Source organism: Streptomyces sp. 2131.1 (assembly GCF_900105515.1).
GTDB classification, from domain to species: domain Bacteria; phylum Actinomycetota; class Actinomycetes; order Streptomycetales; family Streptomycetaceae; genus Streptomyces; species Streptomyces drozdowiczii.
The window spans coordinates 6,703,783-6,719,552 of sequence record NZ_FNSY01000001.1 but is presented as its reverse complement, the minus strand read 5'-3'; the positions used below and the strand labels follow the sequence as shown (position 1 = coordinate 6,719,552).

Here is a 15,770-nt window from a genome sequence, read left to right as displayed (position 1 = left end):
GGCTCAGGCGAGGCGGTCGCGCAGCTCGCGCTTGAGGATCTTGCCGCTGGCGTTGCGCGGGAGGGCGTCCACGAACACGACCCGCTTGGGCGCCTTGAAGTGGGCAAGCCGTTCACGGGCGTGTGCGATCAGCTCCTCCTCGCCGGCCTCGCCCTTCAGGACGACGACGGCGGTGACCGCCTCGATCCAGCGCTCGTCGGGCAGCCCGACGACGGCCGTCTCGGCGACCGCGGGGTGGGTGTAGAGGGCGTCCTCGACCTGCCGGGAGGCGACGAGGACCCCACCGGAGTTGATGACGTCCTTCACCCGGTCGACGACGGTGAAGTAGCCCTCCGCGTCCCGGACGGCCAAGTCACCGGAGTGGAACCAGCCGTCCCGGAACGCCTCCGCGCTCTCCTCCGGCTTGTCCCAGTAGCCGTCGCACAGCTGGGGCGAGCGGTAGACCACCTCGCCCGCGGTGCCGTCGGGGACGTCCTTGCCGTTCTCGTCGACCACCTTCGCCTCGACGAAGAGGACGGGCCTGCCGCAGGAGTCCATCCGGCCCTCGTGCTCGTCCGGTCCGAGCACGGTGGCCAGCGGGCCGATCTCGCTCTGCCCGAAGCAGTTGTAGAAGGCCAGTCCGGGCAGCCGGTCGCGCAGGCGTTCCAGGACGGGCACGGGCATGATCGACGCGCCGTAGTACGCCTTGCGCAGTCCGCCGAGGTCGCGGGTGGCGAACTCGGGGTGGTTGGCGAGGCCGATCCAGACGGTGGGCGGGGCGAAGAGGCTGTCGGCCCGCCCCGACTCGACCAGGTCGAAGATCCGGGCCGCGTCCGGCGCGTCGAGCACCGTGTTCTCGGCGCCCACCGCGAGGTAGGGCAGCAGGAACACATGCATCTGCGCCGAGTGGTACAGCGGCAGCGCGTGGACGGGCCGGTCCCCGGCGCTCAGGCCGAGCGCGGTGACAGCGCTGACGTACTCGTGGACGAGGGCGCCGTTCGTCATCATCGCGCCCTTGGGGAGCGCGGTGGTCCCGGAGGTGTACAGCAGCTGGACCAGGTCGTCGGCGGCCGGTTCGCGCGCGGCGGCGAAGGGGCGCGGCGTGCCCAGCCCGGCCAGGAGCGAGCCCTCGTCGTCGCGCAGCGCCCGTACGGCGAAGCCCTCGGGGATCCGGTCCGCGAGCGCCGGGTCGGTGAGGACCAGGGAGCTGCCGGACTGGCGCAGGATGTACGCCAGATCGTTGCCGGTGAGGTTCTGGTTGACGGGCACGTGGACGAGCCCGGCGCGGGCGCAGGCGAGGAAGGCGATGAGGTACGCGTCGGAGTTGTGCGCGTAGGCGGCGACCCGGTCCCCGGGGTTGAGCGCGTGGCCCTCGGTGAGGACGGCGGCCGCGGTGGTGACGGCCTCGTCGAGCTCGCGGTAGGTCCAGGCCCGGCCGGCGTACCGCAGGGCGGTGCGTTCGGGGGTGCGCCGCGCGCTGCGGGTCACGACGCCGTCGACTGTGCTGCTGCGTACACCGGTCATGGCGTGATCCTGTGCGGCCGGGGGCCGGTGGTCAAGGGTCCGGAACCCGCCCGGCGCTGTTGACACGGGTGGGCGGGTGCTGGCTGAGTTGCCCGCGACATCTGGAACTCCTGAGCAACCGGCCTTCGTACCCGCAGAGTTGGGAGGACCGTTTCCCTTGTGGAACCGTCTGAGGATCCTTGCCGTGTCCGGCCTCGCCCTGTTCACCGTGTCGGCCTCGCTGCCACCGGCCTCGGCGCACGCCCCGCGCACCCACCATCCGTCGGGCGGCGGGCTGTCCGCCGTGATCCGCTACACCGAGTACGGCATTCCGCACATCGTGGGCAAGGACTACGCGGACCTGGGCTTCGGCAACGGCTGGGCGCAGGCCGCCGACCAGGTGTGCGTGCTGGCCGACGGCTTCGTGACGCTGCGCGGCGAACGCTCCCGCTGGTTCGGGCCGGACGCGGCACCCGACGGCTCGCTGTCGTCGGCGTCGAAGAACCTAGCCAGTGACCTGTACTTCCGCGGGGTGCGCGACGACCGCACGGTGGAGAAGCTGCTGAGGACGCCCGCGCCGGCGGGTCCGAGCCGTTCGGTGAAGGAGCTGCAACGAGGGTGGGCGGCCGGGTACAACGCCTGGCTGGCGCAGAACCGGATCACCGATCCGGCGTGCCGGGGCGCCCGGTGGGTGCGTCCGGTCACCGCTGTCGACGTCGCGGCACGCTCGTACGCCCTGTCGGTCCTCGGCGGGCAGGGGCGGGCCGTCGACGGGATCACAACCGCGCGGCCGCCCGCCGGCGCGCCGGAATCCGCTCCCCCGTCGCCGTCGGGCGCGGCGGAGGCGGCGGAGCGGCTGCTGTCGGCGCGGGACGCGGACATGGGGTCCAACGCGGTGGCGTTCAGCGGCGGGACGACGGCGAACGGGCGCGGGCTGCTGCTCGGCAACCCGCACTACCCGTGGGAGGGCGGGCGGCGGTTCTGGCAGTCGCAGCAGACCATCCCGGGCAGGCTCGACGTGGCGGGCGGCTCGCTGCTGGGATCGGCGACTGTCTCGATCGGGCACAACGCGCACATCGCGTGGAGCCACACCGTGGCCACAGGGGTCACCATGGATCTGCGGCAGCTCACGCTCGCTCCGGACGACCCGACCGTCTACCTGGTGGACGGCAGGCGGCACCGGATGACGAAGCGGTCGGTGGCCGTCGCGGTGGCGGGCGGCGCCACGGTGACGCGTACGCAGTGGTGGACCCGGTACGGCCCGGTCGTCACCTCCCTCGGCACGGGCCTGCCGCTGCCGTGGACGGGGACGACCGCGTACGCGCTGGACGATCCGAACGCGGCCAATCTGCGCTCCGGCGACACCGCGCTCGGGTTCAGCACGGCCCGGTCCACGGCCGGGGTGAAGGAGGCGCTGCGGCGGACCCAGGGCCTGCCGTGGGTGAACACGATCGCGGCGGACTCCTCGGGACACACGTTCTTCTCGCAGGCGCAGGTGCTGCCGAGGGTCACCGACGAGCTGGCGGAGCGCTGCTCGACGCCGCTGGGGCGGGCGACGTTCCCGGCGTCGGGCCTGGCGGTGCTGGACGGCTCGCGCGGTGAGTGCGCCACCGGCTCCGATCCGGACGCGGTGCAGCCCGGCATCTTCGGCCCCGGCCATATGCCGGTCCTGGAGAACGTGCCGTACGTGGAGAACTCCAACGACAGCGCCTGGCTGGCCAACGCCGGGCAGCCGCTCACCGGCTACGGGCGGATCTTCGGCACGGTCGCCACGCCGCGCTCGGTCCGTACCCGGGGCGCGCTCCGGGACGTGTCGGCGATGGCGCGGGACGGCGGGCTGACCGTGGCGAGCCTCCAGCACCAGCAGTTCGCGAACCGGGTGCCTGCCGGGGAGCTGGCCGCGTCCGCCGTGGCCGAGGCGTGTGCGGCGCTGCCCGGCGGGACGGCGGCCGGGAGCGACGGCAAGGACATTGACGTGTCGGCCGCGTGCCCGGTCCTGCGCGACTGGGACCGCACGGCCGGTACGTCGAGCCGGGGCGCGCTGCTCTTCGACCGGTTCTGGCGCAGGGCGGTGGCGGTGCCGGCCGACCGGCTGTGGAAGGTGCCCTTCTCCCCCGCCGACCCCGTCCACACGCCGAACACGCTCGACACCTCGGCCCCGGGGGTCCTCGCGGCCCTCGCGGACGCGGTGGGCGAACTGCGGGGCGCGGGGGTCGCACTGGACGCGCCGCTGGGCGAGCACCAGTGGGTACGGCGGGGCTCGGAGCGCATCGCGCTGAGCGGAGGTACGGAGGCGCTGGGCGTCTGGAACAAGACCGAGGGCGTGTGGGACGCGTCGGCGGGCGCGTATACGGACGTGTCGACCGGGTCCAGCTACATCCAGGCCGTCGGCTGGGACGGCGGCCCCTGCCCGGTGGCGCGCACGCTGCTCACGTACTCCCAGTCGTCAAATGCCGGCTCGCCGCACTTCAGTGACCAGACCGAGCTGTTCTCGCGCGGGCGCTGGGTGACGTCACGGTTCTGCGAGAAGGACATCCTGCGGTCGCCCGCCCTGCGGGTGGTGCGGGTGCACGAGGGGCGGGGTCCCTCGCACCACTGACGCCACGACAGTTGTTGATGGGACATCAGATTCTTTGTGGCTCCCGCCCCTACGAGACGGCGGGTCCTGACAGTAACCTCTCAGCTCGGCAGGAAGTTTCACGCCCGGACGGAATTCCGAAAGTTACTTTCAGGCAGTGGGAAGGGGCAGCGCATGACGCAGGACACGGCGGGTGGGGGTATCAGCCGGCGGCGGGTCGGCGGTGGGATGCTGGCCCTGGGCGGAGCACTCGCCCTGGCGCCCATCCCGTTCGCGGGCACGGCGTCTGCCACGGAGTCGGGGACGGAGTCGTCGGGGATGCACACGGGCCGGGACGCGAAGCCGACGCTGCGGCACGGTCCGGCCTCCCGCGCCGGGCTGTCGCAGGGACCGCTCGACCAGCTGGTCACCGAGGCGGAGCGCTACCTGGCCGCCTCGCCCAAACACCCCTGGTACGCGGGCGCGGTGCTGCTCGCGGGCCGGGGCGGGACGGTTGCGCTGCACCACCCGATCGGCAAGGCGGTGCGCTACTCGGCGTACGACGAGACCACCGACACCGGTGTGGAGTTCCCCGCGGACCAGCAGATCGCGATGGCCGAGGACACGGTCTTCGACCTGGCGTCGGTCTCCAAGCTGTTCACCTCGATCCTGGCCGTGCAGCAGATCGAGCGCGGCACGCTGGAGCTGGAGGCGACGGTCGCCTCGTACCTCCCGGAGTTCGCGGGCGGCGGCAAGCAGGACGTCACCATCCGTCAGCTGCTCACGCACACCTCGGGGTTCACCGCCTGGATCCCGCTGTACAGCGCGCCGACCCGGGAAGGGAAGCTGGAGCTGCTGTGGAAGGAGGTGCCGGCCAACCCGCCCGGCACGGTCTACCTCTACTCCGACCTCAACCTGATCTCGCTCCAGCTGGTCCTGGAGAAGCTGACCGGACGCCCCCTGGACGTCCTGCTGCGCGAGCGGATCACCGGGCCGCTCGGAATGCACCGCACCCGGTACAACCCGCCCGCCTCCTGGAAGCCGAAGATCGCCGCGACCGAGGACGCCCGGCTCCCCTGGTCGGGACTCGACCGCGGCCTGGTGTGGGGCGAGGTGCACGACGAGAACGCGTACAGCCTGGACGGCGTCGCCGGGCACGCCGGGGTGTTCTCGTGCGCCTGGGACCTCGCGGTCCTCGCGCGCACCCTGCTCAACGGCGGGGTGTACGGGCGGGCGCGCATCCTCTCGGAGGACTCGGTCGACCTGCTGTTCACCGACTTCAACACGGCGTTCCCCGGTGACGCGCACGGCCTCGGCTTCGAGCTCTACCAGCACTGGTACATGGGAGCCATGGCCACGCCCCGTACGGCGGGGCACACCGGCTTCACCGGCACCAGCCTGGTCCTGGACCCGAGCACGGACTCGTTCCTGATCGTGCTCGGCAACTCCGTGCATCCGGTCCGCAGCTGGCGCTCCGGCAGCGCGCCGCGTGTCGCCACGGCCAACCAGATGGCCCGGGCGGTCGCGGTCCGGCCGGAACGGGGGCGTACGGCCTGGTTCTCCGGAATGGCGAGCGCCGCCACGGCCACCCTGGCGCTGCCGTCGCTGCCGCTGTCCTCCTCGCGCGCCCGGCTGAGCTGTGCGCTGTGGTGGGACACCGAACCGGCGTCCGACTTCCTCCACCTGGAGGCGTCGACGGACGCCGGCGCCACCTGGCAGCCGGTCCCGTTCACCACCACCCCGACGGGCCGGGGCCGCGACCCGGAATCCGAGTCGCACCCGGACGGCTCGCTCTCCGGCTGGTCGGGCCGGGTCTGGCACCACCTCGACGCGGACCTCGCACAGTGGCGCGGCACCGGAACCGTGCTGCGCTGGCGGTACACGACGGACCAGTTGTACGTGGGCCGCGGGGTGTACGTGGACGCCGTCCGGGTCGAGGACGGCGGCCGTACGGTCTTCGACGAGAACCGGCCGGGTGACGCCCGGCGCATCACGGCCGTGGGCTGGGCCGCGTCGGCGGACTGACCGCCGCTCCTCCGGGGAACCGGTCCCGGAGGCCGGAACGCGCACGTCCGGCCTCCGGGATGGGTAGGCTCACGCCGCACGCCGAGCGGGCGGTCCTGGCCGCGCCGCGTACGGCCCGGTACCGAACCATCGAGGATGCGCGGCATGAGTACCTACGGCAACGGCCCCTGGGGACCGCCCGGCGGGCCCGGCCCCGGACAGCCCGGCCCGGGTCCCGGACCCGGCCCGTACCCCCACCCGTACCCCGGCGGGCCGGGTGGACCGGGCGGTCCCGGCGCGGGGCCCTACCCGCCGGGCGGAACAGTGCCGCCCCAGGGCCCGTACCCGCCGGGGCCGTACGGTCCGCAGCCCCCGTCGCCGCTCCCGCCCCGGCCGCCGCTGTCGCGCGGACAGCGGATCCTCAAGTGCGTCTACAACCCGTTCTACGCGGCCCAGCGCGCCTTCCGCCCCTCCCGCCCGGACACCGTCGAGGACCCGACGGTGCGCAGGATCCAGAACTGGCGGACCGGCCTCGGGATTGTCGCCTGGCTCGTCCTGGTCATGTCGTACAAGCCGGTCGACAGCGCCAAGGGCGTCGGGGAGGTGGCGGACGACAAGTTCGGCGACAGCTGGATCAGCACGCTCGTCCTGGTGTGCGCGTTCCCGTTCGTGATCGCCCTGTTCGCGTTCGCCGCGCGGGGCGCTCTGCGCGGGCTCTACCTTCGGAGGTCCCTCAAGTCCTTCGGGGCGGTGGCGGCGCTGATGGGGTCGATGGCCACGTTCCCGCTGGCCATGGCGCCCGACGCGGCGACCACCGCCTTCCGCGACGCCGTCGGGACTCCCGGCAAGGTCGTGATCATCACGCTCTGCGCGTGGTCCTTGGGCTTCGCCCTGTACGGGATCTGGCTCTGCCTCACGCATGTGTTCCGCACGGCAGACATCCACGAGGTGCTGCCGCCGGTCCTCGCCACCCTGCTGGTCTGGGTGATGGCGGCCCTCGCCGTGTTCAACAACGAGAACGCGGATGTCCCCGCCCTGGCCCGGATCGCGTTCCTGCTCGGCGGACCGGTGTCGGTGACGGTGCTGTCGTGCTGGGAGCTGTACCGGCTGGGCAAGTACCACGACGTGAGCGTGCGTCAGGCGCTGGGCCGCTAGCGCCTGTCTTCAGCGGCCCCCGGGGTCACAACCCCAGCGCCGCCATCGCCGCGTTGTGGCCGGGGACCCCGCTCACCCCGCCGCCGCGCACCGCGCCCGCCCCGCACAGCAGGACGTTGGGGTGCGCGGTCTCCACGCCCCAGCGGCCGGTGGCCTCCGTGGCGTAGGGGAACGCGAGGTCGCGGTGGAAGATGTGGCCACCCGGCAGGCGCAGGTCGCGTTCGAGGTCGAGCGGGGTCTTCGCCTCGATGCACGGCTCGCCGTTCGCATCGAGCGCCAGGCAGTCGGCGAGCGGCTCCTCCAGGTGCGCGTCGAGTTCCGCGAGGGTGGCCCGGAGCAGGGTGGCGCGGGTGGTCTCGTTGTCGTCGGCGAAGAGGCGGGCCGGGGTGTGCAGGCCGAAGAGGGTCAGGGTCTGGTAGCCCCGGGCGGCGAGGTCCGGGCCGAGGATCGAGGGGTCCGTCAGCGAGTGGCAGTAGATCTCGGACGGCGGTGCGGCGGGCAGGCGTCCCGCCGAGGCGTCCCGGTGTGCGGCGGCGAGCTGCCCGTACCCCTCGGCGATGTGGAACGTACCGGCGAACGCCTCGCGCGGGTCCACCGACCGGTCGCGGAGCCGGGGCAGCCGGGTGAGGAGCATGTTCACCTTGAGCTGGGCGCCCTCGGCGGGGGTCGGCGGCTCGTCCCCGAGGAGGGCGGCGAGGGCCTGCGGGGACGCGTTGACCAGGACCCGGCGTGCGCCGACGGTGTGTTCGCCGTCGTCCGTGCGTACGGTCACCTCGGCGCGCGTCCCGTCGGTGTCGACCCGCAGCACCTCGTGGCCGGTACGGATCTCGGCGCCGGCGGCCAGGGCGGCCCCGGCGAGGGCGTCGGTGAGCGCGCCCATGCCGCCGACCGGGACGTCCCAGTCGCCGGTGCCGCCGCCGATCACGTGGTAGAGGAAGCAGCGGTTCTGGAGCAGTGAGGCGTCGTGGGCGTCGGCGAACGTGCCGATCAGCGCGTCGGTGAGGACGACGCCGCGCACGAGGTCGTCCGCGAAGTGCTCCTCGACGGCGACGCCGATGGGCTCCTCGAACAGCATGCGCCAGGCGTCCGCGTCGCCGATCCGCTCCCGCAGCGCCTCGCGGGTGGGCAGCGGTTCGGTCAGGGTCGGGAAGGCGCGGCCGGCGAGCCGCCCGGTCATCGTGTAGAAGCGCTGCCACGCCTCGTACTCGCGGTCCGAACCGGTGAGTGCGGCGAAGGAGTCGCGGGTTCCGTCGCCGCCGACGAGGAGGGCGGTGGGCCGTCCGTCGCGGACGGCCGGGGTGTACGAGGACACGGTCCGATTGCGTACGGCGAAGTCCAGACCGAGGTCGCGGACGATCTTCCGCGGGAGCAGCGAGACCAGGTAGGAGTAGCGGGAGAGCCGGGCGTCGACCCCGGCGAAGGGGCGGGTCGAGACGGCCGCTCCCCCGGTGGCCGGGAGGCGTTCCAGGACCAGCACCCGCCGGCCGGCTCGGGCCAGGTAGCCCGCCGCGACCAGGCCGTTGTGGCCGCCGCCCACGATCACCGCGTCATAGCTGTCCCGTACCGTCATGCCCCTTGCTAACACGGCGCGGGCGGCCGGGCCAGGGCGTGTGGCCGGTCAGGGCTGCGGGCGGCCGGCCCGCTGCCGGAGCGCGGCCACCTCGCGGTAGAGGTCGGCCGCCTCGCGGGTGCGGCCCAACTGTTCGAGGCAGTGCGCCTCGTCGTCGCGGCCGGCGAGGGTGTCGGGGTGGGCGGCGCCCAGCAGCCGGGTCCGGGCGTCGGCGACCTGCCGGTAGACGGTGAGCGCGTCGGCCCAGCGGCCCAGCCAGCCGAGAGCGACGGCGACCTCGCGGCGGCTGACGAGGGTGTCGGGGTGGTCGGGCCCGAGGACGCCCTCCCGGGCGGCGCACACCGCCCGCGCCTCCGCCAGGGCCTCGTCCCAGCGGGCGAGCCGGCCGAGGTTGACGCCCAGACCGTGGCGGGCGCGCAGGGTCTCCGGGTCGGCGGGGCCGTTGACCCGGGTGCGGTCGGCGACGAGCGCGCGGTACAGCTCCAGCGCGTCGACGCTGTGGCCGAGGCGGCCCAGGCTGATGCCGACCTCGTAGCGGGTGGCGAGGGTGTCGGGGTGGTCGGCACCCAGCAGCCGGGTCCGGGCCTCGGCGACCTGCCGGTACGTGTGCAACGCCTCGGTCCACCGGCCGAGCCGGCCCAGCGCGTACCCGACCTCGTAGAGCGTGACCAGGGTGTCGGGGTGGTCCGCCCCCAGCACCCGGGCGCGGGCCGACGCCACGTCACGGGCCATGTGGTACGAGTCCTCCAGGCGTCCCAGTCTGCTGAGGCTGAAGGCCAGGTTGTGGCGGCAGCGCAGGGTGTCGGGGTGGTCGGCGCCCGTCGCGCGCTCCTGCGACGCGAGCACGGCGGCGTGGAGTTCGTGGGCCTCGGCGTGCCGGCCGAGGCGGCCGAGGGCGTACGCCGTCTGCTGCCGGGCGGCGACGGTCTCACTGTGGTCCGGGCCGAGGGCGCGGGCGCGCTCCTCGGCCAGGCGGCCGAACTCGCGCAGCGCGTTCTCCGCCCGGCTCCGGCGGTCGGGGCCGGCGCCCACGCTCTGGCTGCCGGTCAGGGGGGCAGGGCCGGGCCGGGCGCCGGTGGTCCAGCTGAGGGTCAGGCCCGCCGAGTGGTCGGGCGGTGCCAAGGGGGCCACCGCGCCCGTCGCCTTGTGGCCGCCGGTCATGGTGTGCGCCCAGGCGGGCAGCGGCCGGGTGGGGGGCCGGCCGGGCAGGGCAACGGAGGCGGGCGGGGCGAGCAGCACCCGGCCGGTCGGCTCGACGGAGGGGTGCTCGCCGGTGCGGCCGACGGCGATGCGGCGGCGCAGGTCGTGGGCGTCGGCCGGGCGCTCCTCCGGGGTCTTGGCGAGGAGGTCGAGGACCACCCGGTCGAAGAACCCGGGCAGTTCGGCGCGGTGGGAGCGCGGCGGCTCGGGCGCGGTGTCGCGGTGGCCGACCAGGATGCCCCAGGAGTCCCCCAGGTCGAAGGGCGGGGCGCCGGTGGCGATCTCGTACAGCACGCAGCCCAGCGAGTAGAGGTCGCTGCGGTGGTCGACCTGGCCGCCGCTGATCTGCTCCGGCGACATGTAGTGCGGGGTGCCCATGGCGACGCCGACGCCGGTGAGCCGGGAGGTGACGGGAATGCCGTGGCCCGGCCGGGCGATGCCGAAGTCGCAGATCTTCACCGTCCCGTCGGACAGCCGCATGATGTTGGCGGGCTTGAGGTCGCGGTGGACGATGCCCTGCTGGTGGGTGTAGCCGAGCGCGTCGGCGACCTGCTCGGCGATGTCCACGATGTCGTCGACCGGCAGCGGGTGCTGCTCGTTGTCCTCCAGGAGCTGGCTGAGGTTGCGGCCGTCCAGCAGCTCCATCACGAGGTAGAGCACGCCCTCGTACTCGCCGAAGTCGTGGACGACGGTGACGCCCCGGTGCTGGAGGGCGGCGGCGACCCGGGCCTCGCGGCGGAAGCGTTCGCGGACGATGCGGGTGTGGTCCTCGTCGTGCTGGGCGCCCACGGGCTTGAGGCACTTGACGGCGACCTGGCGGCCCAGTGCCTCGTCGCGGGCGCGCCAGACCTCGCCCATGCCGCCGCGCCCGATCAGGTCGAGCAGCCGGTACCGGCTCTGGATCAGCCTGGTTTCCGCCATCCCTCTTGCCGCCCCCGTCTTTCCGCCTGCTGCCGCCGCGCCCTCCCCGGCCCGTCCAGTATGGCTGCCTGCTTCTTCAGTGTGTACGGGGTGGGGCGGACGGCGGGTCCGAGCCGTGCCATCGCGTTCATGATGTGACCCGGCGGAAGCCGCCAGCGCAGCCGCGCGGGTACGGCGCGCAGGAGCGCCCCGGTGGCCCGCAGCCGACGGTCGACGGCGGCGGGCGGCGGCGCCGTCCTGCCGTACAGCTCATGGGCGAACGGCGGCAGCGACTGGTAGGCGAGGGTGGCCACGCGCCGCCACAGCAGGGCGCGCGCCGGTACCAGAAGGGGTGGTACGGGCGGCCGTCGCAGGAAGTCGTCGACGTCCATCGCCTCCGGGGTCCGGGCGAGCCCGGGCCGTACGCGGGCGAAGTAGTCGGCCAGCTCGGCGGTGGTGGCCGGTACGTCGTCCGGGTCGAGGCCGACGAGGCGGGCGCTGTGCCGGTGTTCGCCGATGTACTGGTCCGCCTGCCGGGCGGTGAGCGGGTAGCCGGATCGGCGCAGGACCTGGAGGTAGGAGTCCGCCTCGGCGCAGTGCACCCACAGCAGCAGCCCGGGCTCGTCCACACCGTGGGTGCGGCCGGTCGCCGGGTCGGTGACCTTGAGGTGCCGGTGGATCTTCCGGACCCGGGCGCCCGCCTTCTCGGCGGCCTCGGTGGTGCCGTACGTGATGGTGCCGACGAACCCCGCCGTGCGCATGAGCCGGCCCCAGGCGTCCTCGCGGAAGTCGGAGTTCTGCATGACACCGCGCACGGCGAGGGGGTGGAGCGCCTGGAGGTAGAGGGCGCGCACCCCGGCGACCCACATCATCGGGTCGCCGTGCAGCTGCCAGGTGACCGATGCGGGCCCGAAGAGCCCGGGGTCGGCGTCCGTCATGTGCGTGTCCCTCCCGCTCGGCGGCGGCCCGGCGCCGGGGCGTCGGCCGCTTCCAGTGTGACCGAGCACGGCTGCGGCGGGCACCCCGCGCGAGGCGATCACGCCGGAGGGGTCCGGAGACGGTCCAGGAGGGCCGCCTCCGCGGTGTCCGATCCCGTGTCCTCCCAGCTGGTCAGGGGCACGGCCCGCAGATGGCGGCCCTGGGGGTCGAGGAGGTGGCCGGCGAGCTTCATCGGCCAGAGCGTGAGCGCCCGGTCGGCGACCGCCAGTTCGGGGTGACGGGCGGTGAGCCGGGACTCGAAGGCGCCGATGTCGTCGACCGAGCGCAGCCAGGCGGCCAGGAGCAGGTTGTGCGGGCCGGTCAGCGAGGCGCAGAGCCGGATCTCGCGGATCTGGCTGATGCTCTTGGCGAGCTGGGGCGCCCTGCTCTGCGGCACCGCCGCCCAGTACGAGACGGACACCGGCCAGCCGGAGAGCGACCGGGCCACCTCGCAGCGGTAGGCGAGCGCCCGGTCCGCGTCCAGCCGGTCGAGGCGGCGGCGGACGGTCGTGGGGCTGAGCCCGGTGCGCTCCGCGAGGTGGGCGACGGGCCGGCGCGGGTCCTCGCCGAGGACCCGGACCAGTCCGAGGTCGCGTTCGGGGACGGTGCGGGTGGGCTGCCGGTTCGGGGCGGGCGGTGCGAGCTTGCGGCGCTGCTCGTCGGTGAGGCGGTCGAGCCGCCAGCGGCTGCCCTCGGTGTGCAGGGTGGTGGCGACCTGGGTGCGGGACGCCGCGACGCCGTCGAGCGCGCCGAGGCGGAACCCGACGTACCGCGCCAGCTGCGCGTTGTCCTCGAAGACGGCGGTGACCAGGAGGTCCCGGCTGCCGCTGACGTGCTCCAGGTTGAACACGTGCGGGTCGTCGGCGATGTGCCCCGCCACCTCGTGGAGCCGCCCGGAGACGCAGTCCACCTCGATGAACGCCACCAGGGCCGCGGAGTCCGGGCCGGTCGCCGCGACGGCCGGGTGCACGCCGATCCAGGCGTGGCCGGCCTGTGTGAGCCGGGCCCAGCGCCGGGCGACCGTCGAGGCGTCGATGTCCAGGACCTCGCCGATGGTCCGCCAGTCCGCGCGCGGCGCGATCTGGAGCGCGGTGACGAGGAGCAGATCGAGTTCGTCGAGCACGGGACACCCTCCGGGTGGTGGTTGTCGGCAAACGATCAGCCCGAACCGGAGGATACGCGCACGGTGGCTGGTGCGATCGGCCGGATCGGCACCATACCAGGCATGTTCGAACGCACTGACGCCCTCGCCATCGAAGACTCCCTGATCCGGCTGCGCCACGCGCTGCACCGGCAGCCGGAACTCGGCCTCGACCTCCCCCGCACCCGTCAGACGGTCCTGGACGCCCTGGCCGGACTGCCCCTGGAGATCACGACGGGCGAGAAGCTCACCTCGGTCGTCGCCGTGCTGCGCGGCGGCCTGCCCGGCCCCGCCGTGCTGCTGCGCGGCGACATGGACGCGCTGCCCGTACACGAGGACAGCGGTGTGCCGTACGCCTCCGAGGTCCCCGGCCGGATGCACGCCTGCGGCCACGACGTGCACACCGCGGGTCTGGTGGGGGCGGCCCGGCTGCTGGCCGCGCGGCGCGAGGAGCTGGCGGGCGATGTGGTGTTCATGTTCCAGCCCGGCGAGGAGGGCATGGGCGGTGCCCGGCTGATGATCGACGAGGGCGTGCTCGACGCCGCGGGCTCCCGGGTGGTCGCCGCGTACGCGCTGCACGTCACCTCGGCGGTACTGCCCGCCGGTACGGCCGCCGTACGGCCGGGTCCGGTGCTCGCCGCCTCCGACGACGTGACCGTGCGCGTGACGGGCGCCGGCGGCCACGGCTCGTCGCCGCACCTGGCGCAGGACCCGGTGCCTGCGGTCTGCGAGATGGTGACCGCGCTCCAGACGATGGTCACGCGCACCGTCGACATCTTCGACCCGGCCGTCATCACGGTGGGCTCGCTGCACGCCGGTGCGGCCGGCAACGTCATCCCCGGGACCGCCGAGTTCACCGCCACCGTCCGCTCGTTCTCCGAGGAGACCCGGGCCCGGGTCCGGGCGGGCGTCGAGCGGACCGTGCGGGGGATCGCCGCCGCACACGGCCTGGACGTCGCCGTCGACTACCGGGACGGCTACCCGGTCACCGTGAACGACGCCGCCGAGGCCGCGTTCGCCCTGCGCACCGCGCGGGAACTCCTCGGTGCCACGCAGGTCTTCGAGGCGCCGCGCCCGATGGCCGGCTCCGAGGACTTCTCGTACGTGCTGCGCGAGGTGCCGGGGGCGTTCCTGGGCCTCGGCGCGTGCCCGCCGGGCCGCGATCCGTCGGCCGCGCCGATGAACCACTCCGCGCAGGCGGTCTACGACGACCGGTCGGTGGCGGACGCCGCTCTGCTGCTGGCCGGGCTTGCCGCGAGCCGTCTCCGGCAGGCTGCGGACCGGTCGGCCGTCCGTGCCGCCGCCGTCACCACCGAGGAGGCTTCATGAGCACAACCGAGTCCGCGCGGCCCGCCTCAGCCGGGGCCGCTCCCCCGCCGTCCGCGTCCGTCGGCGCGGTCGTGGGCCTCCTGATCCTCTTCGAGATGACCAGCGGATTCCTCCAGGGCGGCATCGCCCCGCTGCTGCCGGACATCGGCACGGAACTGGGCATGGCCGACGCCGACCTCAACTGGGTCGTCGCCGCCCAACTGCTCGCCGCCGCCGTGTCCGTGCCCGCCTTCGGCCGGCTCGGCGACGTGTACGGGCACCGCCTCATGCTGCGGGTCTCGCTGATCTGCGTCGCCGTGGGCTCGCTGCTGGTGGCCTTCGCCCCGTCGCTGCCCGTGCTGCTGGCCGGCCGGGTGCTGCTCGGCCCGCTCGCCGCCCTCCTCCCCCTGGAGATCGCCCTCGTACGGGACCGGCTCTCGGTGGAACGCGCCCGCGCCGCCATCGCGCGCCTCGTCGGCGCGCTCACCCTCGGGACTCTGCTCGGCGGCGTGGTCATGGGTCTGGCGCACAAGGCGACGGGCGATGTGCGGATCACCCTGCTCCTGCCAGCCGCGCTGGCGGTGCTGTGCGTGCCGGTCTCGTTCCTCGCGATCCCGGAGTCCACGCGGGCGCCCGGCGCCCGGCTCGACTGGCCGGGCGTGGGCCTACTGAGCCTGGCCATGCTCCTGCTGCTGGCGGGGATCTCGGCGGCGAAGAGCGGTCCGCTGCTCTCCGGCGCGGTGCTCGTCCCGATTCCGCTCGCCCTGCTGACGGGCGCGGTGTGGGCGGTACGCGAGCTGCGGGTGCCCGACCCGCTGGTGGACCTGCGCGCGCTGGCCGACCGCAGTGTCGCCCCCTACTTCCTGTGCGCGGCGGCCTTCGGCGTCGTCTACTTCGGCAGCATGGCCCCGGACTCCACGTTCCTGGCGGCGGACCCGGACCTGACCGGTTACGGCTTCGGCCTCTCCGCCCTCGCCATCTCGCTGATCATCCTGCCCGCCGGTGTCGCGGCCGTCATCGGCTCCTCGCTGACCGCCCGTATCGCGGGACGCCTCGGCTACCGCCCCGCCCTGATCGCCTCGTTCGCTCTGATCGGTGCGAGCTTCCTGGCCACCGCCGCGTTCCACACGGCGATCTGGCAGCTGGTGGCGGCCAAGGTGCTGGCCGGGGCGGGCATCGGCGTGGCGCTCGGCGCGCTGCCCACGGTGATCGCGGAGGCCGGCGCCCCTTCCCGTACGGGGATCACGACGGCTTTGTACAACAACGTGAAGACCCTGGGCGGCGCGATCGCCGGAGCCGTCATCGCCGTCATCCTGGCGACCCCGGCGACGGAGACGGGAAGCGCCGTCGCCGACGCCGAGGAGGCGGCGAGCGAGTCGGGGTACGTCGCGGTCTGGCTGCTGTGCGCGCTGCTGTCCCTGGGCGCGGCCGCGGCGGCGGCCTTCGCGCGGCGCGGCGCGCGGCCGTGAACGGGT

The 15,770-nt window shown here is 74.1% G+C and carries 10 protein-coding genes; 5 read left to right on the top strand and 5 right to left on the bottom strand.

Annotation, left to right across the window (positions count from 1 at the left end; translation table 11 throughout):
• Positions 1-3: 3 nt before the first annotated feature.
• On the bottom strand, positions 4-1,503 hold the full coding sequence (locus BLW14_RS29845) for an acyl-CoA synthetase (protein WP_093710225.1): 1,500 nt from the start codon (positions 1,501-1,503) through the stop codon (positions 4-6).
• Positions 1,504-1,660: 157 nt separating this feature from the next.
• On the opposite strand from BLW14_RS29845, the gene BLW14_RS29840 reads away from it, so the two are divergent.
• From BLW14_RS29840 to BLW14_RS29825, 3 genes are all read left to right on the top strand, one after another.
• Positions 1,661-4,081: a penicillin acylase family protein gene (locus BLW14_RS29840; protein WP_177154147.1), complete on the top strand. Its 2,421-nt coding sequence runs from the start codon at positions 1,661-1,663 to the stop codon at positions 4,079-4,081.
• A gap of 153 nt (positions 4,082-4,234) precedes the next feature.
• The gene (locus BLW14_RS29835) at positions 4,235-6,064 is read left to right on the top strand and encodes a serine hydrolase domain-containing protein (RefSeq protein ID WP_093710223.1); all 1,830 of its coding nucleotides are present in this window, start codon (positions 4,235-4,237) and stop codon (positions 6,062-6,064) included.
• 144 nt (positions 6,065-6,208) lie between these two features.
• A complete protein-coding gene (locus BLW14_RS29825; protein ID WP_256332916.1) occupies positions 6,209-7,198 on the top strand; it encodes a hypothetical protein in 990 nt (329 codons plus the stop codon).
• Positions 7,199-7,223: 25 nt separating this feature from the next.
• Here BLW14_RS29825 and BLW14_RS29820 read toward each other — a convergent pair whose 3' ends face one another.
• The 4 genes from BLW14_RS29820 to BLW14_RS29805 all read right to left on the bottom strand — a co-directional run bounded on the left by BLW14_RS29820 (position 7,224) and on the right by BLW14_RS29805 (position 12,969).
• A complete protein-coding gene (locus BLW14_RS29820; RefSeq protein WP_093710222.1) occupies positions 7,224-8,768 on the bottom strand; it encodes a phytoene desaturase family protein in 1,545 nt (514 codons plus the stop codon).
• Positions 8,769-8,816: 48 nt separating this feature from the next.
• Positions 8,817-10,889, bottom strand: coding sequence for a serine/threonine-protein kinase (locus BLW14_RS29815; RefSeq protein ID WP_093710221.1), 2,073 nt, complete (start codon positions 10,887-10,889; stop codon positions 8,817-8,819).
• Positions 10,871-11,806 (bottom strand): oxygenase MpaB family protein, encoded by a 936-nt coding sequence (locus BLW14_RS29810; protein WP_093710220.1) that lies wholly within the window; start codon positions 11,804-11,806, stop codon positions 10,871-10,873. Before BLW14_RS29810 ends, BLW14_RS29815 begins: the two co-directional genes overlap by 19 nt.
• A 98-nt stretch (positions 11,807-11,904) precedes the next feature.
• Entirely contained in the window at positions 11,905-12,969 is a 1,065-nt protein-coding gene (locus BLW14_RS29805; protein ID WP_093710219.1) for an Lrp/AsnC family transcriptional regulator, read from the bottom strand.
• Positions 12,970-13,071: 102 nt separating this feature from the next.
• Between BLW14_RS29805 and BLW14_RS29800 the strand changes: the two genes are divergently transcribed.
• The gene (locus BLW14_RS29800; protein ID WP_093710218.1) at positions 13,072-14,316 is read left to right on the top strand and encodes a M20 metallopeptidase family protein; all 1,245 of its coding nucleotides are present in this window, start codon (positions 13,072-13,074) and stop codon (positions 14,314-14,316) included.
• Positions 14,313-15,764 (top strand): MFS transporter, encoded by a 1,452-nt coding sequence (locus BLW14_RS29795; RefSeq protein WP_093710217.1) that lies wholly within the window; start codon positions 14,313-14,315, stop codon positions 15,762-15,764. Before BLW14_RS29800 ends, BLW14_RS29795 begins: the two co-directional genes overlap by 4 nt.
• Positions 15,765-15,770: the final 6 nt, after the last annotated feature.